Source organism: Lysinibacillus sp. FW301-JW8, from assembly GCF_058788755.1.
On the sequence record NZ_JBYTBB010000049.1, the window covers coordinates 21239 to 41599 of the forward strand.

Sequence of the window (20361 nt, forward strand, 5' to 3'; positions counted from 1 at the left end):
ATAACGAGAACCTGATCAAAAAGTTTAAAACCTAATTAAGAAAAACAAAAAAATTAATCAAATAGCTAAATCAATACCCAAACTAAACTATATAACGTAGTATTTTTATAAAATTAGGAGGAATTTTTTATGAGTTTACATTCACATGGCGGTCAATTAGTGCAAGCTTTTCATCCGGAGAAAGATGTGACGAATATAAATAAAGCAATAGAGCTTGATGTCATCTCTCTCAGTGATTTGGAGCTAATTGCAATAGGTGGTTACAGTCCGATTGAAGGATTTTTAACTAAGGAAGATTATGAATCTGTTGTGGAACATACACGTCTAGCATCTGGTGCGGTATGGAGTATTCCGATTACATTACCTGTAACAAAGGAAGTCGCAATAACTTTACAGCCTGGAGATGAGGCAAAGCTGGTTTATGCTAACGAAGTTTATGGTGTGATTGAGGTTGCTGATATTTATGAGCCAAATAAACGAAAAGAGGCGTTACTAGTATATGGCACAGAGGATTTGGAGCATCCAGGTGTTAAGAAACTGCATGAACGTCCAAGTATTTATGTGGGTGGTAAAATTACATTAACTAAACGTCTTGAACAAAAGTTTCCTGCGTATTCCTTTGATCCGATTGAGACGCGTCAGTTGTTTGCAGACAAAGGCTGGAAAACAATTGTTGGTTTCCAAACACGTAATCCTGTGCATCGAGCACATGAATATATTCAAAAGGCTGCGTTAGAAACGATAGATGGACTTTTTTTGAACCCGCTTGTTGGAGAAACAAAATCAGACGATGTATCAGCAGCAATTCGCATGGAAAGTTACGAAGTTTTACTACAAAATTATTATCCAAAAAATCGTGTGCAGTTAGGCGTGTTCCCTGCTGCCATGCGCTATGCAGGACCAAAAGAAGCCATCTTCCATGCACTTGTAAGGAAAAATTATGGCTGTACGCACTTTATCGTTGGGCGTGATCATGCAGGTGTTGGTGATTACTATGGCACATATGATGCACAAAAGATATTTGAGCAATTTACAGAAGATGAATTAGGAATTGTCCCGCTTAAGTTTGAGCATAGCTTCTATTGCAACAATTGTGAGGGGATGGCAACCACTAAAACTTGTCCGCATGATAGTACAGCACATGTGATTTTATCGGGTACAAAGGTTCGTGAAATGCTGCGTAATGGTGAAGTGCCACCAAATTCGTTTAGTCGCAAAGAGGTAGTGGATGTGTTGATTAAGGGAATGCGTAAGGAGGTTTTAAAATGAGTTCCAATATTGTTTGGCATGAGGCTTCCATTACGAAAGAGGAGCGTCGCACACAAAACAAGCATCAAAGCTTTATTTTATGGTTCACGGGCTTATCTGCCTCAGGAAAATCTTCTGTAGCAAATGCTTTCGCACGTCGACTTTTTGACCGTGGCAATCAAGCCTTTGTCCTAGATGGTGATAATGTTCGTCATGGCTTGAATAAGGATTTAGGATTTGATGAAGCAGGACGAAAGGAAAATATTCGACGCATTGGAGAAGTTTCAAAGCTCTTTGTGGAAAATGGTCAAATTGTTTTAACAGCCTTTATATCCCCATATCGAGAGGATCGTCAAGTTGTACGAGCGCTTGTAGAGGAGGGGGAATTTATAGAAGTCTATGTGAAATGCTCTGTAGAGACATGTGAACAGCGTGATCCAAAGGGACTTTATAAAAAGGCACGTAATGCTGAAATCCCAAACTTTACAGGGATTAGTGCACCCTATGAAGAGCCAGAAAATCCGGAAATTATTTTAGATACAGAACTTAACTCCATTGAAGTATGTGTAGACCAACTTACTGACATTTTAACATCAAGAGGATATATATAATTTTAAAGAATCTGCTTGCTTTTAAGAAGCAGATTTTTTTATTAGAGTAAAACTATATGTTGTGAGATGATAGATTTATCTTCATTCAGTAGAAGACTCCCACCTCTACAGGTGGTGAGATGAATGCAGTTTTGGTTCCTTTTCAGTGAGTGTCCAAACACCTACTGAAATAGAGGAACTCATGCTAAAATCTTCACATCCTGTGAAAACGCCTGAGTGACCAACATAGGTTGGCCTAAACCCTCCGGCGGATATCACGGATTTTAAAAGGAAGGAATAAAGGATGTTAACCTAAAACCTTCGCATCCTGCGAAAACGGCTAACTGACCTGCCTCGTGCAGGCCTGGGCACAATTCAAAATCCGGACGCAATTACGCCGAGGCGAAAATTGATCAAATAGTATAGGAGTTGTCTAAGATGAACATACATATTCAGTTACTAACAAAGGATAGTATGAATCAAAAAATAGTAAATGAAATATTGGGATTATGGAATGAAAATGCGAAAGAAACGGCAGATTGTGAATTAGAGAAAAGTGATAGAGAGGGTATTCAAAATCAACTAGAACAATATTTGCAATCACAATATGGGGCTATTTATATCGCAACTAATGAAAGCCATGAAATTATAGGCTTCGGGTTGGCTTCTATGAAAAAGGATTTATTGTATGATATGATCTATGGTCAAATCGATGAAATCTATGTTTTACCAGCCTATAGACGACAGAAGATTGCTAAACGTCTGGTAGAAGAGTTGGTAAATTGGTTTGATGAAAAGCACGATACTTATGTCATAAATGTTTATGTGGATTTAGAAAATGACTTAGCACTCGAATTTTGGGAAGGTATCGGTTTGGAGAGAGAGTTTTTTATGCTATCGAATAGTTAAAAATGGCCAATGAAGTCTAGATGATTTCATTGGCCATCCTTTTATCTTTATTTTATGCCTTGTTCCTTTTTCATGCGTTCAATTTCTGGTCCAAGCTCATCGCGGACAGTGCCTTTCCAGGGTTTTACACCAGCGATATACGAGGAGCGAGTCATAATATGACCTCCAACTGGTCCAGTGATAAATAAAAACAAAATACCTAGCAAAATACGGGGATTAAAGTGGTCCTCGATAAGCCAAAAGTGAAAGAATACGCCGATCAGTATACACATGACACCTAATGTTGCACTCTTTGAGGCAGCGTGAGCCCGAGTGTACAAATCAGGTAAGCGAATAAGACCAATGGCCGTTACAACAATAAACAGTACGCCGACAGAAATAAAAAAGATAACTAAACTATTAGCGAGAATTGTCACGTTTAATGATATCTCCTTTCTCTATAAATTTAGAGAAAGCTACTGTACCGATAAATGATAAAATCGCTAACAATAATATAATCTCAAGGAAGAAGCTTGTCTCTACTAATATGGAGAATAGTCCAATTAACGAAATGAGTGACACACCTAATGAATCCAAAGCGACAACGCGATCGGATGCAGAAGGTCCTTTAACCATTCGATAAATAACGGCTATCATTGATAAGCAAATCACTACAATCGCAGCCATAATAAACGTTGTCATGATTTACTCACCTCCAAAATCGCTTTCTCAAAGGAATCTCGAATTGCTGCAATTGCTTCATCGACATCACTAATATCGATTGCATGTACATATAACGTTTTCGCATCGTCAGATACATGAACAACTACTGTGCCTGGTGTTAAGGTAATAAGACTTGATAATAGGGTAATTTCCCATTCTTGTTTTAGAACAGTAGGATAAGCAAAGAATGCTGGCTGCATATCCAATTTAGGCTTTAAGACCACTTGAAGAACTTGTATATTTGCTAATACTAATTCCTTTAAAAACAGTAAAGTTAGTTTAATAATTGCCCAAATACGGTAGACATAGAGACGTGCTGCAAAAAATCTCCGCATCATAATAAGCAATAGAATACCGAGAAGGAATCCTACAATAAAGCCCGCTACTGTGTAATTAGAAGAAAGGAACATCCAGACGAAGGCAAGTACAAAATTTAAAATAATTTGAAATGCCATAGCTTCAATCCCCCTTCATAACAGCATCTATATAAATAGATGGATCATGTAATAGTTTTGCCGCATCATCCATAAATGGTGTAATCCACTCAGATCCCACACCATAGGCTACAGTAATAAGCACTAAAAGAACAGTAGGCACAAATAGTGTTTGGTAGACTTTTTTATTGACCGTACCTGTTGTTGCTTTTTCTTCACCCCAGAAAGCGTAAAGGAAAATACGAATCACAGACAATAATACGAGAAGTGATGAAGCTAAAATAAAAATACTACTCCACATACTGCCCGCCTCAAAGCCTCCTTGTGCAATAAGAAGCTTTCCGACAAATCCACTAAGTGGCGGAATTCCTGCTAAGCCAAACGCAGCAATTAAATAAAACCAGCCAAGAGCAGGATATTTTTTCATAAGGCCACCCATTTTTCGTAAATCGGATGTACCTGTAATATAGATCACAATACCGATTAGCATAAATAGAGCTGCCTTAATCAACATATCATGCACTAAATAAAACATGGCCCCTTTTAAGGAAGCTTCGTTCATTTGAGAGACACCGAATAAAATAACGCCTACTGCAATAACAATGTTGTAAATGATAATAAGTTTAACATCAAAGTATGCAAGTGCTCCAATACAGCCAGCTGCTATGGTTGCAATAGCTAGAGCCATTAGTAAATCATGTGTATAGGATAAATCATGCACAAAGAACAGCGTATATGTGCGTGTAATGGCATAAATACCGACCTTTGTTAATAATGCACCAAATAGTGTTAGCACTGGTATTGGCGCTGCCGCATAAGAGGTTGGAAGCCAGAAATAGAGCGGGAAAATTGCCGCTTTTAAACCAAATACCATTAAAAACAGTACAGCTATAACAGTAACAATACCAGGCTGATTGATTTCAGCTATTTTTACAGCGATATCTGCCATATTTAAGGTTCCAACTACAGAGTATAGGAAGGCCACTGTTATAACGAATAATGCTGAAGAAATCACATTGATTAATATATATTTAATTGAGCCTTTAAGCTGTCCTTTTTCTCCTCCTAAAACAATTAGCAGGTACGAAGCCATTAACAATACCTCGAAGAATACGAAAAGGTTGAAAATATCACCTGTAGTAAATGCTCCGTTTACCCCAGTTAAAATAAACATAATCCCAGGATAGTAGAAGAAGCGCTCTCGTTCCTTTGTGATGGAACCAAAGCCATACCAAACTACAAAAAATGCAATCAGCAGTGTTGTTGTGACAAGTAATACAGATACCATATCAGACACCATCGTAATACCGAATGGCACAGGCCAGTCGCCAAATGTTACCTTTTGTATACCATCATTTTTAACCTTCATAAGAAGTGAAATGGCCGATATAAGTGCAATGCCTATACCAAGTAGTGAAAATGTTCGCTGATATTTTAGGTTTTTTTGCCCAAACATTAAAATCATGCCGAAGAAGAAAGGAATGATAATGGGCAGTAGAAGGAAGTTATTCATCCTCATCACTTCCTTTCATTAAGCTAATATCATCTGTTTCTAGCTCCTGATAGGAACGATAGGCAAGTACAAGGAAGAATGCTGTTACCCCAAAGCTAATAACAATGGCTGTTAAAATGAGAGCCTGAGGTAATGGGTCTGCAAATGTTTTCGCACCTTCATTTAAAACAGGTGGTGCTTCTCCTCCAAGTCCGCCCATTGTTAAAATAAGCAGATGCGCACCATGGCTTAAAAGACCAGTTCCTATGATGATACGTAATAAGCTTTTGGATAAGATTAAATAAGTCGCTGCCATAAACAGAAAGCCTATGACAAAGGCCATAATTATTTCCATTATTCATCCTCCCCAATCGTTTGAATAATGGTCATCGTAACGCCGACAACAACCAAATAGACACCACTATCAAAAAGCATAGCCGTGTGAAGTGACTGTTTGCCAAGAAGCGGTAAATTGAAATAATCAAAAAAATGTGTGAAAAATGGCTTGCCAACAAACATTGGGAAAGCAGCAGTTGCAAGGGCTAATAACAAGCCAATTGCTGTTAAATACGTATAATTAATAGGTAAAACATGGCGGACTGTCTTTAAATCAAAGGCAAGTACTAGGAGCACGATGGCACTAGATGTTAGAAGTCCACCGACGAAACCTCCTCCTGGTGTATAATGACCAGCCAGAAAAATATGAATGGAAAAGAAGAAAATAATGAAGAATACAATTTTTGCTGTAAATTGTATAATGACATCATTTGTTTTCATGCGGTTTCTCCTTTCTATTCATACGTAACTTAATCATTGCTAAAATGGCCATGCCAGCAATACCTAGTACAGTAATTTCAAATAATGTATCGAAGCCACGATAGTCTACTAAAATCACATTAACAATGTTACCACCGCCAGCTTTTGAATAAACTGTTTCCTCATAATACTTCGAAATCGTTGGAATCAATTTTTGTGAATGTGCGGACAGTGCTACAAGTGTAACCATAACACCAACAGCAATTGAAATAATCGCACGATTTAATTGGAATCTCATGCGTTCCTCGCGTTTCCCAAGCTTAGGGAGATGGTAAAATGCTAATAAAAATAATGCAACAGAGATTGTTTCAATAACTAGCTGTGTTAATGCTAAATCAGGAGCATTAAAAATAACAAAGAATAATGCCACTGTATAACCAACAGATCCGAGCCCTATAATGGCTGTTAGACGTGATTTTGCTAAAATTGTAATGGTTGTGCCAATGACTAAAACCACCACTAAAATAATCTCATACAAGCGAATAGGTGCCGTATCTTGGAAAGAGAATGTAAAGGCATTCTTTACAAATAAAGAGCCTATGACAATCGCTGCAATGCTGCTAAACATATAAAGTAAATAGTGGCGCATAGAGCCTGTCATATAAATTCGTGATACGCGATTTAAGCCCGCATCAAGACCAAGCATCATTTTATCGTAGGCATTGTTTAACGTAAATGCCTGTGGGAATCGTGTGTACATACCTTGCCATTTCGGTAATGCTACAAACAATAAAACACCAACAATGACAATACCAATTGTCATAAGTAATTCGGGTGTTATACGACCATGCCAAGCAGCTACATGAATGTCAATGTCCTGTGGTGAGTCATAGAGGAATGGCTGAATAGCTTGGACAGCCGGCTTGACAAAAGTATCACCGACAAAATTCGGAATAAAGAATATTGCTATGACTAATGCTGCTAAAATCATTGGCGAAATTAACATACCGATAGGAGCCTCATGTGGTTTCTGAGGTAATTTTTCTGGTGTATATTTGCCAGTAAATGTTCGAAAGACAAAATAAAAGCTATAAATAAATGTAAAAATACTAGCAATCCAAGCAATAATAGGGAAAAGTACCCCCCATGTATCAAAGCCGAAAAATTCGAAATTTTGAAGTGCCAGCATAGCAGTTAAAAACATTTCCTTACTTAAGAAACCATTAAATGGAGGTAGACCTGCCATTGATAAACTACCAATTGCCGCGACTGTAAAGCTAATTGGCATAATACTCATTAAGCCACCTAGTTTACGAATATCACGTGTACCTGTTTCATGATCAATAATACCTGCTATCATGAATAAGCTACCTTTAAAGGTTGCATGGTTTATGAGATGGAAGATGGCTGCAAAGGCTGCATACTTGATGCTATCTATTGCTCCACTAGTATGATAAGCTACCGCACTTGCACCGAGCAATGACATAATAAGTCCAAGCTGACTCACTGTTGAGAAAGCAAGAATTCCTTTTAAATCGGTTTGCTTGACTGCAAAGAAAGAACCCCAGAATAAGGTTAAGATACCTATGCTTGTAACAAGCCACACCCAAAGCTCAGAAACAGCAAAAATCGGTGTAAAGCGTGCAACTAAATAAATACCTGCTTTTACCATTGTAGCGGAGTGGAGGTAGGCACTAACCGGTGTTGGCGCTTCCATTGCATCTGGCAGCCAAATGTAGAATGGGAATTGTGCGGATTTCGTAAATGCTCCTAAAAGTAATAAAATGAGTGACCAAGTGAACAATGGGTGGTGCACTAAATCTGGTGCAAGGACAATCAGTTGACGAATTGAATATGTTCCGCCCATTAGGTAAAGAAGAATGAATCCTCCCAGCATCATTAAGCCGCCACCGACTGTAATCATCATTGATTTAAGCGCACCAAGCCGAGATGCATCACGAGTATACCAGTAGCCAATCAATAAAAATGATGAAATAGACGTTAATTCCCAGAAAAAGTACAAAGTAATTAAATGATCAGATTGTACTACACCTAGCATAGCGGTCATAAATAATAATAAGTAAACATAAAAATTATGTAATTTTTCTTTATGTTTATCTAAGTAAAAAATGGAGTAAAGCACGACCAGTGAGCCGATTCCAGTAATTAGTAATGAAAATAGCAAGCTAAGTCCATCTAAATAAGAAACGACGGAAATATCAAGTGATGGAATCCAAGGAAGCTCTGCATGAAATACTTCACCGTCTGCCACTTTTGCGATATAAGAAGTGTATATAATCGCGAGTGTAGCAGGAACTGCAAGAACAAACCAGCCTGTGTGAATATTTTTAATGCTTTTATATAAAAAGGGCACTAATATCGCAGCAAGCATTGGTATGAAAATATAAAGTACTTGTAACAAAAAAATCCTCCTTTATGTAGGTAAGTGTGTCCATTATAGCGCACTTTTTGTAGGAATGCATATGTACGTATAGGTTTTAGCTTGCGATAACGGAAGAATTTTGGCTATATTATAAATAGGAAGTTATCAATAAAAATAGAGGAAAAAAATTTTTTATGAGGAACCCTTATATTTATGGTTATCTGCCATTAATTACAATTTTATTGTTTAGTTTAACATTTGGAATGTATGCCGTTGGAGAATCTTTGCAAATTTTCCGATCCATTGGCGTGTATTCAGGTATGCGGGAATTTTTATCAGATTTTGAGCTCCGTGTGTTTTTACTAATTGTCTTTGCCATGATTTTCTTTATGGTTTTCTCAGCATTAAAATTAGTGGGAGAAACTATTCATGAGTTAGGAATGTTATTTTTTTCTAAAGATCAGGATGGTGCGACAGTTAGTCAGGCTCGGGGCGGCTTTATTATTTTATTTGTCGGAGCAATTTGTTCAGCCTTTGCCATTCAGTTCATTTATGTGTTGGTGGGTATTTTTGTGCTAACTATTTTTATCTATTTTATCTACCTTATTTATAAGATGAGCCATTTTATGTCAATGGGTGGAACAATTGGTTTACTAGTTTTTGAGCTTTTTATGTGGACCATACTATTATCGCTTTTAGTTTATGTGGTTTTAAAATTATATAATGGTATTTTGGCGAGCTTACCATTTGCTAGTTAAGCATTATATAATGATAAAGAGCAGTCCAAATAGTGAGACTTCACTATGGACTGCTCTTTTTCTTTAATTATTTCAGCAATACATTAAAAAGCTGATGGTGAATTTTATAGGCCTCTAAATTTTCCATAGATTGTGGCTTATCGAAGCCAAGCCACACAGCTGCTGTATGCTCTTCTGTTAAGCCAGCAAGCCAGTAGTCACGATAGTCATTTGTTGTACCAGTTTTTGCACCGATATAGTTACTTGTACTATAAACACCCTGTCCTGTACCGTTCGCAACAACATCTGCCAGCAGCGCACGCATATACTTTACTGTTTTTGGAGTCCAAATTTGATCGCGCTCCGTATTCCAACTATAGAGCTCAGTTCCATCAGCTGCTATCACTTTACGTATACTGTGGGTCAGTACATAGGAACCGTCTATAAAGCTAGTATAGGCATCTGCCAGCTCAAGTGCTGTTACGCCATATGTTAATCCCCCTAATGCTGCAGCATAGTCATGATCCTTTGCAACGATAGAACGAAAATGAAAACGATCTAGATAATTGAATGCTGTTTCAATGCCAACCGTCTTAAAGAGTCGCAGGGCAGATGTATTATAACTATGACGAAATGCTACCCGAATTGGCACATCTCCATAGGTATAGCCCCCATAGTTTTGAGGACAAAATGATCCGACACAGTAGCTCCCACCATTAACGATAGTATCAGGTGTATGTGCGGTTGTTTCAAAGAACGGCGCATAGACAGCTAGTGGTTTAAAGGCTGAGCCTGGCTGCCGTGTACCTTGAAAGGCACGATGATAATCAAATTTCTCGTAATTTTTTCCTGCATAAAGGCTAATAATTTCGCGTGTACTATTATCTATGACTGCTCCTGCTGCCTGTAATTTGCCAGCGCCTAAAATGGCTGTCATTTTTTCTTCATCATGTGATTGCTTGCTTGGATTAAGGGCTGTATAGATTGTTAGTCCATTTTGAAATAATGTATTGAGTCGATTGTCTAGCTGTGCTTTGATATTTTTCTTTTCTTCCTCATTCGGTGCATTGGCAAGTCGATCTGTAAAACCTTCTTTTTCTGCCACTAACCATCTAAGTTCTTGTAGGACATATGTGCTGTATGTAGGATACTGTTGAACTTTACTTTTTACATTCAATGTAATGGGTTCAGCCTTATAGTTAGCGGCATCTTCTAGCGTTATGGCACCGCTCGCTGCAAGTGTGTCTAATAGTCGCTCCTGCCTGGCTTTGGTGTTATCGAAATTCTTTAAAGGGTTGTACAGTGACGGGTTATTTGGAATAGCTGCAATAAAAGTCATCTCAGCAATAGAAAGTTCCTTGAGTGGTTTTTGAAAATAATAGGTAGCTGCACCGCCAATTCCATAAACCTGATTACTAAAATAGGATTCATTTAAATACATGGTTAAAATCGTATCTTTATCGAATTCTTTCTCAAGCTCATGCGCATAAAAAAGCTCTGTTAATTTTCGTTCATAAGTTTTTTCATCCGATAAATAGCGCATTCGAACAAGTTGTTGTGTAATAGTACTCCCACCTTGTGAAGCTGAGTTGGTATTTGAATTCGCTACAACTGCCCGAATGATTGCACTGAAGTCAAAGCCAATATGATCATAAAAATGAGCATCCTCACTTGCTATAAAAATTTCCTGGGCAATTTGTGGAATTTCTTGTAAGGTAAGTGGCTGCCGCCATTCGACATACTCCTCACTAAAAATTTCTCCGTTTTGATCGATAAGTGTTACGGGAAGCTGTGCCTGTACTTCCGGTAAATGAATAGCGCTAGCAATTTGTTCTTCGTGTGCTTTTGCCGTATTAATTTCTGTTCTAATATTAGTGCTAACCCACCAAAGGACAGGTAAGGATAGAAGTATGATAAAAAAACCAAAAGCCTTGTTCATGTGTGCCTCCACTCTATATTATGAGTCCCTCAACAGAATAACATAATTTGGATGGTTTCCAAATACGCGTTCGGACCTATTTGTACTTTCTTGAAATTTGATGGCTGTATTGATTTCTCTTACTATATTTAGATAATAAATGATTGTAAAAGTGCAAAAATCGTCAATACTTTGGTGAAGAAAACCTGTAGGAAGTATGTTAGACTAAAATGAGGTCAGAAATGATAAGCTATTATCATTTTCAGCGAAACTGAAATTACATTTAAAGGAGAGACTCCAATGTTTCCACAATTAACATCAGAAGTACAAGCAGGCGAAGTACTTGTAGAAATGAAAACAACGTTAGGTGCAGTTAAAATTAAGTTATTCCCAGAACATGCACCAAAAACAGTTGAAAACTTCTTAGGTCATGCAAAATCAGGTTACTATAACGGTATTATTTTCCACCGTGTTATTCAAGATTTTATGATTCAAGGTGGTGACCCAACAGGTACAGGTATGGGTGGCGAATCTATTTGGGGTAACTCTTTCGAAGATGAGTTCTCAGATCAAGTATTTAACCTTCGTGGTGCCCTTTCTATGGCAAATGCAGGTCCAAACACTAATGGTTCACAATTCTTTATCGTTCAAATGAAGCACCTTCCAAGTGATATGCTTCGCCAATTACAAGGTGCAGGCTTCCCAGAGGAAATCATTGAAGCTTACGCAAAAAATGGTGGTACACCTTGGTTAGATCATAAGCATACAGTATTTGGTCATGTGGTTGAGGGAATGGATATTATTGACAAATTAGCGGAGGTTGAAAAAGATTTCCGTGACAAACCTCTAGAAGATGTGAAAATTGAGTCAATTACAGTTTTTGAATAATAATTGTAAGGACGTGTAAAGATGAAACCCTTAATGTATCAATTTTTATATTTCCCTGAAGATAAATCAGGCTATATTCCTGCTGCTTTTGAATTTTTAGTAATGCTTATCTTATGTATTGCTGTATTTACGATTTTCCGTAAAATTTCAAAAAAGCAAGAAATAAAATCTAAGGAAATTGAAGCACGTATTCTTGCTGAGAAGAGCAAAACAAACAATCAGCAAAATATTTAAGGTAAGAATGCTAGTTGCCTCGTAGCCACTTTAGGACTACGAGGCAATTTTTTATTTTCTTTTATAGCGTCGCATTTGATTTCTAATGGACTTTTGTTTAGTGTAAAAAAGGAATACCCCTCATTTTTAAGGACATTGCTAAGCTGAGAACGATATTTCATTTGATAAGCAAATGGAAATAAAAAGGTCATGTATGCTCGTTCTATTGCTAATGGCACTAACTCCATGTAAATCACCTCAAGCAAATTTAATAACATTCCTGTGAAAAAGATAGAAGGAACTAACAAACCTTTCCACCAATTTGAAATTCTAAAACATAAAAAGGATATCTCAAATAGGAGATACCCTTCACTACTAGCTCATTATGGTTGTAGAGCTTTTTTAAAGCGCTGAACACCATCTTTGACTGTATCAAAGGAGCAAGCTACATTCATACGCAGGAAGCCTCGTCCTTCTTCACCATATTTAGTTCCTGGCTCTAATGCCAGCTTACCATTTTCAAATAGGCGTTTCATCATTTCTTTTTCATCTAGTGCTAGCTCTCGATAATCTATCCAAAGCAAATAGGTGCTCTGTGGTTTTGTGATGCGAATGCCTGGCAGTTGTTCTAATTCTTGGATGACATAGTCCATATTTTTGGAGATGTAAGTAAGTAACTCATCTAACCATGAAGAGCCTTCTGTGTAAGCTGCTTGCAGTGCAACAGGAGCAAAGGTATTTAATGAGCCTTGACCGCTTGCCATATTTATGGCTTCTAATTTTAAACGTTTTCGCTTATCCGTCACAATCATATAGGCTACTTGTATACCAGCTAAATTAAATGTCTTTGTTGGAGCCATACAAGTAATGATACGATCAATTTCAGCACCAGCAATTTTTGCAAGTGGTGTATGGGTTGCACCATCAATCATTAAATCAGAGTGAATTTCATCTGAAATAATCAAAACATCGTATTTTGCACAAAGGCGCACGATTTCTTTTAGCGTTGCTTCATCCCATACGTAGCCACCTGGATTATGTGGATTGCACAATATGTAAGCTTTGATGTTTTGAGATAATGCCTGTTCAAAGGCTACGAGGTCAAAAACAAATGTACCGTCTTGCTCAACCAAAGGACAGCTAATGATCTCTCGAGCATTGCTTTTAGGAATATTAAAAAATGGCGGATAAACTGGTGAGGAAATAAGTACTTTATCTTCAGGATTTGTCAACCCTGTAATGCAATTCGCTAAAGCAGCAACTACACCATTACAAAATAGAATCGAATCTTTTTCAATATGCCAATCATGACGAGTATTTTGCCAGTCTATAATCGACTGCACTGCTTCCTCGCCAACAAAACTATAGCCGAAAACCGTTTTTTCAGTATGCTCTTGCAGTGCTTTTGTTACAGCTGTTGGTGCGGTAAAGTCCATGTCGGCTACCCACATTGGCAGAATGTCCGAAGCATCTTTTAGTCCATATACTTTTTCCATTGCATCCCATTTTACAGAGTTTGTACAACGACGTTTATTAGTTTGATCGAAAATAGACAAGCAAATCACTCTTTTCTTTTTTATTTACTATGGTATCATACGAGTATGATAAAAGGATAATAGGTGAGTATTTTGGAAAATATTAAAATGAATCAAGCAGCTGTACATCTGCTAGAGAAGTGGGATCCATTCCACTTAGGTTCAGACCATTATGATACTGAAACAGCAGATGTTGTAGCAGCTTTGCAAGGTATTGATGATCCATCTATTCTTGCAAAGGTTATACAAGAAACTTATGAGCATTCGTTTGAAGAATGGATTCCATTTGAGGATTGTGTAGACATATCATACAAACTAATTGCCATTAAATTCGAAGCAAAGTGTATTATTTAACAAAGGCTTTGCTTTATGATAGAAAACTATGATAGAAAACGAGGTTGTCCATCAAGTTGTGACGACCTCGTTTTTTTTTGATGAAATTCATTTAAACAGCGGTAAAATTCCTTGAATAAAAATAATAAAAATGGCTAATGGCGAAACATAACGAATTAAAATATACCAAATCATAAACATTAGATTAGATGAAGCAAGCTCTTTTCGTGAAATGTCCTTTGTATAGTAATAGCCAGCAAAAATGGAAATTAGTAAGGCTCCAATCGGCATCCCAATACTATTCGTCAAAAAGTCAACAAAGTCAAAAATAGAGCGATCTAAAACTTTTATATCTGATAGGATACCAAATGACAGTGCGCTTGGTATACCAAAAATGAAAATAATGATGCCACCAATCCAAGCAATTTTTTTACGCTTTTCAGGCTTATCACCAATAGCAATAGCAACGACAATTTCTAACATAGAAATCGAAGATGTTACCGTTGCAAAAAGTAAAAGAATAAAGAAAATTGTTAGAAATAATCCACCAAGTGGTAACTGCTCAAAAACAGCAGGTAAAATAATAAATACGAGACCAGGACCCTGATCGGGCGTATACCCTAGCGCAAACACTGCTGGGAATATAACCAAACCCGCAAGTAAGGAAATGATGATATTCATTGATGCAACATTAATCGCAGAGTTCCCTATTTTTTCGGTTTTGGATAGGTAGGAAGCATACGTAATCATTACCGCAATACCAACACTTAATGAAAAGAATGCTTGTCCAAGCGCCATTAAAAATGTTTCCGCATTGAAGTATGACCAGTCAGGCACAAACATAAACTTAACACCTTCCATTGCACCGTCCAATGTTAAGGAGCGAATCACTAATACAATGAAAAAGATGAATAGTAGTGGCATCATCCAAGTGCTCGCTTTTTCAATACCACCTTTGATACCGGCTGATACAATGACTACCGTTAATAGCATGAATAGTCCTTGGACAAGAACTGCTTCAAATGGGCTGGATATAATGTTTCCAAATAAATCTGCATAATTTATATTGGTACTAGAGCTAGTTAACCGTAATGTAAATGCACGAGCTAAATAGCTTAAAATCCAACCACCAACAACACTGTAGAATGACAGGATAAGTCCAGCAATAATCATGCCTCCCCAGCCAATTAAATACCACGGTTTTCCAGGTGCTTGTTCCTTAAACGATGTTACAGCATCTTTTTGTCCACGACGGCCAATCATAAATTCAGCAATTAGCACTGGAAGGCCGATAAAGAATGTACATAAGATGAATAATAAAATAAAAACACTGCCACCATTTGTGCCCGCCATATAAGGAAACTTCCAGATAGCTCCTAATCCTATAGCACTTCCAGCAGCAGCTAAAATAAATCCAATTTTAGTTGTAAATTGATCTCTCGATGACACGAAAATAAATCCTCCTTATACTAAAGTTTTATTTTACCGTAATATTTTCATAACACAAGCAAATATCAGAAAATTGATAATAGATTTCTGCATGCGATTCAGTTAAATTGTTGAATGATGACAAATATGGTTTTGTTATCTTGATTCAGTAGATCTTTACTGTACGAAAACGTAGCGGCAGCAACAAAATTACTGTGCGAAAGTGCAACGACAGCAACAAAAATACTGTTCGAAAGTGCAACGACAGCAACAAAATTACTGTGCGAAAGCGTAGCGACAGCAACAAATGTTTTTGCACTGAAAGCGAAGCGTCAGGAGAATACTTTTTCCCTATAGGTAGTCCGATGAATCAAGATGAAGTCCTCAGAGGATGTCACGGATTTTAAAGAGAGCTTTTCGAGCAAGTTTGAAAAACCAGACGCTATATCCTAGGTGTATATTGATAAAAGTGCTTTTTTTGAAGTAAGCACAACTAAATTTTGTAACAATTAGAAGTATTTATTCGTTCCATAAACAAAGGAGGGGTCAATTTGACGGAAGCTGAATTAATAGCGAAGGCACAGCAAGGGGATAAAGAAGCCTATATAGAGCTTATTCAAATACATCAACAAACAGTTGAAAAATTTGCCTATCAATGTGGCGTACATAGTAATGATTTAGCAGATGTTTCACAGGAAGTATTTGTGAAGCTATATCGTTTTTTACATCAATTTAAACAGGATCGTTTTACGACTTGGCTTTATAAAATTACACTGAATGCCACGCGTGACTATTATCGTAAGGAGCAGCGAGAACAAGCAAAGGAAGAAAGATTAAGTGTGCAGCGGCAGCTCCCATCCTCTTCGGCAGAAATGCATGTGCTAAATTTTGAGGAGGATAGAGTATTACATAATGCCATTAAAGCACTCAATGAAAAATATCGTTATCCACTTATATTATTTTATTTTCATGAACTCAAGTATGAAGAAATAGCAGAGATTCTTAATATCTCGTTATCGACAGTCAAAATTCGACTATTACGTGCAAAGGAAAAAATTAAAGTCGTGCTATTGCAAGAGGGGAGTGTTGAAAATGGATGATAGACAGTTTGAGCAACGTATGGAGCTTCTAAAAAAATCCTATAATCGTTTGGAACCGCAATTAGATCCAGAAGCAGTTTTCGCACAAATTGAGATAGAGCGCGAAGTACAGCAAGAGCAGGAAAATCTTTCAGAACAAAAACCTCCCTCAAAATGGCAGAAGCCGGCAGTTTGGTTTGTTAGCATTGCAAGTGTGCTTTTAGTTAGTGTTATTGTTTCGTCCTATGCTATTCAACAACCAGAAAGCTTGCGCAGTGAAGAAAAGGCTTTAAAGGAAGATGAAAAAAAGACAGAAGAGAAGGGTTGGGCTGAGCGACTCACTAAAAAATACAATAGTAAAAAAGAGCAAATACGAAAAGAGCTGTACGTTTCAATTGATGAACTGAATGCATTCCAATTTATTAAAACTGCAGATAGTTTGTTAGAGTTTTACACCAAAAACAATTTACGATTACAGGAAAGTGACGAGCAGTATTTAAAGTATGCCGAGGAAACTGTTCTTAATAGATTAATGACACCAAGAAGAACGCTAGAAACTATAGAAGATAGGAATGATTTAACCTATGATGAATCATTAAATGTATATCTAACATATGAAGATAGTGTCATTGAACTTGAGGAGTTTTATAGTGGTCTGCTAGAATCATATGAACCCCTCTTAAGGAAGTCAGCTGATATTAATTTTAATAAATACCCTGATTTAAAGGTGATAATTGATGCAGCAAACGCTCAATTTATGGAATTGAGAAAGGATGAGAATGGTTCATTCTATTTTAAAGCCGATCCAATTAATGGTGAATTTCGGTCAGCTAATATAAATAATCTGCATCCCGATATCTTTGGCTATTTTGAGTATTTAGAAAAGGGATATTTATTATTAGCAGATGATTTAAGGTATACACGAGAAGAAACAGCTAGTTCCTTAAAAATAATAGAACGTTCCTTATTAGCAGATAACAATCCTGATTCAACTGCTTATAAGGTGTTAAGAGAAACTTTTGAAAATACATGGTTGGTATTATTAAAAGGAAGCCCCAAATATCCTGCTTACAACGGGAAGCTTCATGTGGATCATTTGAATTTTTTACGAGATGTAGCAGATGGTAAGTATGGAGAGCTTATTAAAAATACTGCTGTGACAATTTTAAAAGAGCTAGAGAAAAGCAATATTTCCACAACATTAACGAAGTTATCTTCTTACGATATTTGGATAATCATTTTGCAAACAAGAGAAGAAACTACAGGATTAATTAATGATAATGATTTTATTATTGTGGATATTAATGAGCAAGAAATGATGCAGATAGAGGCAGTGTATGAGCAATATAAGAAAAGTGATTCTGAAACGTTTATTAATGAACTACGACCCTTAAATATAGTGTCTCTCTATTTGTATGCAAAAACAATTGACGATAAGTCTTTAGAAAAGGCTTTAGCCCTCCCTGAGACAAAGCTTGATACCAGCTTGTTAGGCAAGGTAAAAAGTTTTGATGTTGTCAGTCAGTTAGGTGAGTATGATGGGAGTTATCCAATGGTAGCTATTCGAATTGAAAGCGAGCAGCAGAATATATATGGTAGGCAGTTTCTTGTTAAGTTTTCAAAAAATAAGGAAGGCTATTATCGTATATCTGGAATCATTGATTGAGGAGATGATTTTTTGCCCCGCTTTTGCACGTATGTTATAATTTAAGGTGATATATACGTAGCAAACAAAAAGAAAGTGGGCAAAAGGTTATGGTAAAAAAATATGAATTAGGAGACGTGTTGACCGGAAAAGTTACAGGTATACAGCCGTACGGTGCATTTGTTGCGCTTGATGAAGATACACAGGGTCTTGTGCATATTTCCGAAATTACGTACGGCTTTGTTAAGGACGTTAGTGAGTTTTTAACCGTTGGGCAAGAGGTGGAAGTGAAAATACTTGAAATCGATGAAGAGGCCGAAAAAATTAGTTTATCGATTCGAGCTTTACAAGAACGCCCAGCGACTTTACGTAAAAAAGATGCACCACCACGTAAATCATTGCAGGATCGTGTAGATGAGTCAGATGCAAATGGTTTTAATTCCCTAAAAGATAAATTACAGGACTGGATCGAACAGTCAGGACAATAAGAAAACGAGGATGCCTTTAGTGGGAGGTATCCTCGTTTTTTTTATTCATTAGTCTATTGTTTTTTTATTTTGCGGATTCTATATTGCAGGTTTTGACGGCTCATACCTAATGCATTTGCAGCTTTTGTGATATTGCCTTCATATAAATTCAAGACATTTTGCACATAATATGATTCGGCTTCGCGTAAATAACCATCGAGAGGCATGACGTCATTTTGCTGATGAAACATAAAGAACTCTGGTTCACGATTGGAGGCATCTTGCTGCTGTACTTTAAAGCGAAAATGTAATGGCAGGAAATCCGAAGTAACTGTAGATTCAGTTGTCATAAAGGACACAATTTCATCTAACAATAGTTCGAGTTCTTTTAAGTTACCTGGCCAATCATATTGCAAGAATAATTCCTGTACATCAAGTGCAAGGTCCGTCACGTTGGATGCAAACCGTTCTCGATGACGGCTAAAGTAATCATTTACAAATGGCACAATATCTTCTTTTCGATCTGTTAGGTTTGGAATAGTAATCGCCATTGTTGCAAAGAAATAATATAGTGATTTAGACAGCTTACCCTCTGCGATTAATGCAATTGGATCACTCCCCACACTTCCAATTAGCATGTATTTGGATTGAGGAAGGGATTGCAGTACTGCTAATAATTGTTCCTGGATGTCTAGATTTAAGAAATCGATGCGTTCAAAGAAAAATGTATATGCCTTAACATCTTGTAAGAGTTCCTGCAATTTATCTAAAACAGATTGCGCAGATCGACGACTTACTAGTGTAACAAATGCTTCAGGATCAGTCGAAGCTGCATGGTGAATACCTTCTGCCACTAAATCTTTTCCTGTACCAGACTCACCGATTAGTAAAACAGGTAATTTCACAGCTGCTGCTTTTTTTGCATTTGCGATCACCTGTTGCATTGATTCAGAATCAGATGTAATCATATCAAATGTCAAAGGTTCACCATATCGTCGAAGGGGCTGATAAACAAGCTTTTCAAGTGATGTAATATCACGAGCAAATTCTATTGCTCCAATTAGTTTATTTCTGACATAAAGAGGAAAAGTATCATTAATAGTTGTTATTTCATGACCATTTTTATTCCAATAGGTTTGTTTTACATTAATTTCCTTCTTGCCTGTTTGCAATACACGCATTAAAGTACTTTCATGCTGGCGAAAGGAAAACATTTCAATAATAGAACGATCTGCTAATTCATCAAAATGAAATCCTTCAATTTCTTTCATTTTTGTATTATAAATAATGGTTTTTCCAGATAGGTCAACAGCATGAATACCAACAGATACATTTGTTGCAATAAACTCATAAAAAGGTAATAAGGGTTCAGAATTTTTCATAAAATATGCACCTCAAAAAATTTTTTACTTGAAATATGCAACGAAATTTTGCATTATAATAAGTGTAAGAATATTTTATACGCAAAAATATTTTGCGTCAATGTTTTTTGCACACCAATATACATCTCATGAGGGAGGATAAAGTATGATTCCATACAAACACGAACCGTTCACAGATTTTTCACAAGAGGCAAACTACAACGCTTACGTAGAGGCTTTAAA

General features: G+C 36.9%; 22 protein-coding genes. 10 read left to right on the forward strand and 12 right to left on the reverse strand.

Annotation, left to right across the window (positions count from 1 at the left end; translation table 11 throughout):
* Window positions 1-129 precede the first annotated feature (129 nt).
* From sat to AC3WOM_RS18285, 3 genes are all read left to right on the forward strand, one after another.
* The gene (gene sat, locus AC3WOM_RS18275) at window positions 130-1269 is read left to right on the forward strand and encodes a sulfate adenylyltransferase (RefSeq protein ID WP_492447881.1); all 1140 of its coding nucleotides are present in this window, start codon (window positions 130-132) and stop codon (window positions 1267-1269) included.
* Window positions 1266-1859 (forward strand): adenylyl-sulfate kinase, encoded by a 594-nt coding sequence (gene cysC / locus AC3WOM_RS18280; RefSeq protein WP_427544800.1) that lies wholly within the window; start codon window positions 1266-1268, stop codon window positions 1857-1859. Before sat ends, cysC begins: the two co-directional genes overlap by 4 nt.
* 417 nt (window positions 1860-2276) lie before the next feature.
* On the forward strand, window positions 2277-2747 hold the full coding sequence (locus AC3WOM_RS18285) for a GNAT family N-acetyltransferase (protein WP_492447882.1): 471 nt from the start codon (window positions 2277-2279) through the stop codon (window positions 2745-2747).
* A gap of 47 nt (window positions 2748-2794) precedes the next feature.
* Here the strand turns inward: AC3WOM_RS18285 and mnhG are convergent, their stop codons facing one another.
* Genes mnhG through AC3WOM_RS18320 form a run of 7 tightly spaced genes read right to left on the reverse strand, consistent with a single transcriptional unit; the run spans window position 2795 to window position 8553 of the window.
* Entirely contained in the window at window positions 2795-3163 is a 369-nt protein-coding gene (mnhG, locus tag AC3WOM_RS18290; protein ID WP_286924689.1) for a monovalent cation/H(+) antiporter subunit G, read from the reverse strand.
* The gene (locus tag AC3WOM_RS18295) at window positions 3147-3428 is read right to left on the reverse strand and encodes a Na(+)/H(+) antiporter subunit F1 (protein ID WP_427544796.1); all 282 of its coding nucleotides are present in this window, start codon (window positions 3426-3428) and stop codon (window positions 3147-3149) included. Before AC3WOM_RS18295 ends, mnhG begins: the two co-directional genes overlap by 17 nt.
* Window positions 3425-3904 carry a Na+/H+ antiporter subunit E gene (locus AC3WOM_RS18300; RefSeq protein WP_427544794.1) on the reverse strand — a complete coding sequence of 160 codons (480 nt, stop codon included), beginning with the start codon at window positions 3902-3904 and terminating at the stop codon, window positions 3425-3427. The genes AC3WOM_RS18295 and AC3WOM_RS18300 overlap by 4 nt, the downstream gene beginning before the upstream one ends.
* Before the next feature lie 4 nt (window positions 3905-3908).
* Window positions 3909-5396, reverse strand: coding sequence for a Na+/H+ antiporter subunit D (locus AC3WOM_RS18305; RefSeq protein WP_492447883.1), 1488 nt, complete (start codon window positions 5394-5396; stop codon window positions 3909-3911).
* Window positions 5389-5730, reverse strand: a complete 342-nt coding sequence (locus tag AC3WOM_RS18310) for a Na(+)/H(+) antiporter subunit C (protein WP_492447884.1) — start codon at window positions 5728-5730, stop codon at window positions 5389-5391. The genes AC3WOM_RS18305 and AC3WOM_RS18310 overlap by 8 nt, the downstream gene beginning before the upstream one ends.
* Window positions 5730-6152: a Na(+)/H(+) antiporter subunit B gene (locus AC3WOM_RS18315; RefSeq protein WP_427544788.1), complete on the reverse strand. Its 423-nt coding sequence runs from the start codon at window positions 6150-6152 to the stop codon at window positions 5730-5732. The genes AC3WOM_RS18310 and AC3WOM_RS18315 overlap by 1 nt, the downstream gene beginning before the upstream one ends.
* The gene (locus AC3WOM_RS18320) at window positions 6139-8553 is read right to left on the reverse strand and encodes a Na+/H+ antiporter subunit A (RefSeq protein WP_492447885.1); all 2415 of its coding nucleotides are present in this window, start codon (window positions 8551-8553) and stop codon (window positions 6139-6141) included. Before AC3WOM_RS18320 ends, AC3WOM_RS18315 begins: the two co-directional genes overlap by 14 nt.
* A 155-nt stretch (window positions 8554-8708) precedes the next feature.
* Here AC3WOM_RS18320 and AC3WOM_RS18325 point away from each other — a divergent pair, with 155 nt between their 5' ends.
* On the forward strand, window positions 8709-9272 hold the full coding sequence (locus AC3WOM_RS18325; RefSeq protein ID WP_427544784.1) for a DUF5366 family protein: 564 nt from the start codon (window positions 8709-8711) through the stop codon (window positions 9270-9272).
* Between the two features lie 67 nt (window positions 9273-9339).
* On the opposite strand, the gene AC3WOM_RS18330 is transcribed toward AC3WOM_RS18325, so the two are convergent.
* On the reverse strand, window positions 9340-11190 hold the full coding sequence (locus AC3WOM_RS18330; protein ID WP_427544782.1) for a transglycosylase domain-containing protein: 1851 nt from the start codon (window positions 11188-11190) through the stop codon (window positions 9340-9342).
* Window positions 11191-11469: 279 nt separating this feature from the next.
* Here AC3WOM_RS18330 and AC3WOM_RS18335 point away from each other — a divergent pair, with 279 nt between their 5' ends.
* Window positions 11470-12057, forward strand: coding sequence for a peptidylprolyl isomerase (locus tag AC3WOM_RS18335; protein WP_427544780.1), 588 nt, complete (start codon window positions 11470-11472; stop codon window positions 12055-12057).
* Window positions 12058-12078: 21 nt separating this feature from the next.
* Complete coding sequence (locus AC3WOM_RS18340; RefSeq protein WP_427544778.1) at window positions 12079-12291, forward strand: hypothetical protein; 213 nt, start codon at window positions 12079-12081, stop codon at window positions 12289-12291.
* On the opposite strand, the gene AC3WOM_RS18345 is transcribed toward AC3WOM_RS18340, so the two are convergent.
* Together AC3WOM_RS18345 and AC3WOM_RS18350 are read right to left on the reverse strand one after the other, a co-directional pair.
* Window positions 12288-12518 (reverse strand): hypothetical protein, encoded by a 231-nt coding sequence (locus tag AC3WOM_RS18345; protein WP_492447886.1) that lies wholly within the window; start codon window positions 12516-12518, stop codon window positions 12288-12290. The two genes, AC3WOM_RS18340 and AC3WOM_RS18345, sit on opposite strands and share 4 nt — an antisense overlap.
* Before the next feature lie 135 nt (window positions 12519-12653).
* Window positions 12654-13826, reverse strand: coding sequence for a MalY/PatB family protein (locus AC3WOM_RS18350; RefSeq protein ID WP_492447887.1), 1173 nt, complete (start codon window positions 13824-13826; stop codon window positions 12654-12656).
* 72 nt (window positions 13827-13898) lie between these two features.
* Here AC3WOM_RS18350 and AC3WOM_RS18355 point away from each other — a divergent pair, with 72 nt between their 5' ends.
* Window positions 13899-14159: a DUF1871 family protein gene (locus AC3WOM_RS18355; RefSeq protein WP_427544775.1), complete on the forward strand. Its 261-nt coding sequence runs from the start codon at window positions 13899-13901 to the stop codon at window positions 14157-14159.
* 87 nt (window positions 14160-14246) lie between these two features.
* Here the strand turns inward: AC3WOM_RS18355 and AC3WOM_RS18360 are convergent, their stop codons facing one another.
* Window positions 14247-15587 (reverse strand): sodium-dependent transporter, encoded by a 1341-nt coding sequence (locus tag AC3WOM_RS18360; RefSeq protein ID WP_427544773.1) that lies wholly within the window; start codon window positions 15585-15587, stop codon window positions 14247-14249.
* 530 nt (window positions 15588-16117) lie between these two features.
* Here AC3WOM_RS18360 and AC3WOM_RS18365 point away from each other — a divergent pair.
* The 3 genes from AC3WOM_RS18365 to yugI all read left to right on the forward strand — a co-directional run bounded on the left by AC3WOM_RS18365 (window position 16118) and on the right by yugI (window position 18778).
* Window positions 16118-16666, forward strand: coding sequence for an RNA polymerase sigma factor (locus AC3WOM_RS18365; RefSeq protein WP_427544771.1), 549 nt, complete (start codon window positions 16118-16120; stop codon window positions 16664-16666).
* A complete protein-coding gene (locus AC3WOM_RS18370; protein ID WP_492447888.1) occupies window positions 16659-18311 on the forward strand; it encodes a hypothetical protein in 1653 nt (550 codons plus the stop codon). Before AC3WOM_RS18365 ends, AC3WOM_RS18370 begins: the two co-directional genes overlap by 8 nt.
* 89 nt (window positions 18312-18400) lie before the next feature.
* Complete coding sequence (gene yugI, locus AC3WOM_RS18375) at window positions 18401-18778, forward strand: S1 domain-containing post-transcriptional regulator GSP13 (protein WP_427544767.1); 378 nt, start codon at window positions 18401-18403, stop codon at window positions 18776-18778.
* Between the two features lie 53 nt (window positions 18779-18831).
* Here the strand turns inward: yugI and AC3WOM_RS18380 are convergent, their stop codons facing one another.
* Window positions 18832-20139: a sigma 54-interacting transcriptional regulator gene (locus AC3WOM_RS18380; RefSeq protein WP_492447889.1), complete on the reverse strand. Its 1308-nt coding sequence runs from the start codon at window positions 20137-20139 to the stop codon at window positions 18832-18834.
* Window positions 20140-20361: the final 222 nt, after the last annotated feature.

Excerpts from the sequence above, each read along its gene's own strand:
- AC3WOM_RS18305 (WP_492447883.1), bottom strand. The coding sequence starts at position 5,396 with ATGAATAACTTCCTTCTACTGCCCATTATCATTCCTTTCTTCTTCGGC.
- AC3WOM_RS18340 (WP_427544778.1), top strand. The coding sequence starts at position 12,079 with ATGAAACCCTTAATGTATCAATTTTTATATTTCCCTGAAGATAAATCA.
- AC3WOM_RS18315 (WP_427544788.1), bottom strand. The coding sequence starts at position 6,152 with ATGAAAACAAATGATGTCATTATACAATTTACAGCAAAAATTGTATTC.
- cysC (WP_427544800.1), top strand. The coding sequence starts at position 1,266 with ATGAGTTCCAATATTGTTTGGCATGAGGCTTCCATTACGAAAGAGGAG.
- AC3WOM_RS18325 (WP_427544784.1), top strand. The coding sequence starts at position 8,709 with ATGAGGAACCCTTATATTTATGGTTATCTGCCATTAATTACAATTTTA.
- AC3WOM_RS18285 (WP_492447882.1), top strand. The coding sequence starts at position 2,277 with ATGAACATACATATTCAGTTACTAACAAAGGATAGTATGAATCAAAAA.
- AC3WOM_RS18370 (WP_492447888.1), top strand. The coding sequence starts at position 16,659 with ATGGATGATAGACAGTTTGAGCAACGTATGGAGCTTCTAAAAAAATCC.
- sat (WP_492447881.1), top strand. The coding sequence starts at position 130 with ATGAGTTTACATTCACATGGCGGTCAATTAGTGCAAGCTTTTCATCCG.
- yugI (WP_427544767.1), top strand. The coding sequence starts at position 18,401 with ATGGTAAAAAAATATGAATTAGGAGACGTGTTGACCGGAAAAGTTACA.
- AC3WOM_RS18295 (WP_427544796.1), bottom strand. The coding sequence starts at position 3,428 with ATGACAACGTTTATTATGGCTGCGATTGTAGTGATTTGCTTATCAATG.
- AC3WOM_RS18335 (WP_427544780.1), top strand. The coding sequence starts at position 11,470 with ATGTTTCCACAATTAACATCAGAAGTACAAGCAGGCGAAGTACTTGTA.
- AC3WOM_RS18300 (WP_427544794.1), bottom strand. The coding sequence starts at position 3,904 with ATGGCATTTCAAATTATTTTAAATTTTGTACTTGCCTTCGTCTGGATG.
- AC3WOM_RS18330 (WP_427544782.1), bottom strand. The coding sequence starts at position 11,190 with ATGAACAAGGCTTTTGGTTTTTTTATCATACTTCTATCCTTACCTGTC.
- AC3WOM_RS18310 (WP_492447884.1), bottom strand. The coding sequence starts at position 5,730 with ATGGAAATAATTATGGCCTTTGTCATAGGCTTTCTGTTTATGGCAGCG.
- AC3WOM_RS18380 (WP_492447889.1), bottom strand. The coding sequence starts at position 20,139 with ATGAAAAATTCTGAACCCTTATTACCTTTTTATGAGTTTATTGCAACA.
- AC3WOM_RS18345 (WP_492447886.1), bottom strand. The coding sequence starts at position 12,518 with ATGGAGTTAGTGCCATTAGCAATAGAACGAGCATACATGACCTTTTTA.